The organism is Halomonas sp. ND22Bw (genome assembly GCF_003011945.1).
Classification (GTDB): Bacteria; Pseudomonadota; Gammaproteobacteria; order Pseudomonadales; family Halomonadaceae; genus Halomonas; species Halomonas halophila.
Genome location: NZ_PXWD01000289.1, coordinates 1 through 385 on the forward strand (window position 1 = coordinate 1; position 385 = coordinate 385).

Genomic DNA, 385 nt, shown 5'->3' on the forward strand with positions numbered 1-385 from the left:
CGGCGGGGACCAGTCGATTGTCGTTCATGAACGCCTCTCCATTCGGGTCATATCAGGCCGCGCGCCCGTTGTCCGCCACCCAGTCCAGCGCCAGCAGGCGGCAGGCCGACGCCAGGGGACGTCGCCCGCGCCCGGCGTCGATCTCGGCCAAGAGTTGGGCCTTGCTGAGGCTGCGCTTCGCCGCGATCCGGTCCAGCACGGCCCAGAACTCAGGCTCCAGCGCCACCGATGTCGCATGGCCCGCCAGGGCGACGGAGCGTTTCGACAGGCCGCTCAACGCGCGGACTTCAGCACGATCTCGGCCGACGCCGGCGCGCCATGGGTCAGGACGGCGTGGCGCGTATCGGTCGTGAAGACCAGGGCGCCGGCGGCATCGCGGATTTCG

1 protein-coding gene is annotated in these 385 nt (G+C 70.6%); it reads right to left on the reverse strand.

From position 1 onward, the window contains the following. Positions 1-52 precede the first annotated feature (52 nt). Positions 53-277, reverse strand: a complete 225-nt coding sequence (locus CVH10_RS18110; protein WP_106489364.1) for a ribbon-helix-helix domain-containing protein — start codon at positions 275-277, stop codon at positions 53-55. Positions 278-385 lie beyond the last annotated feature (108 nt).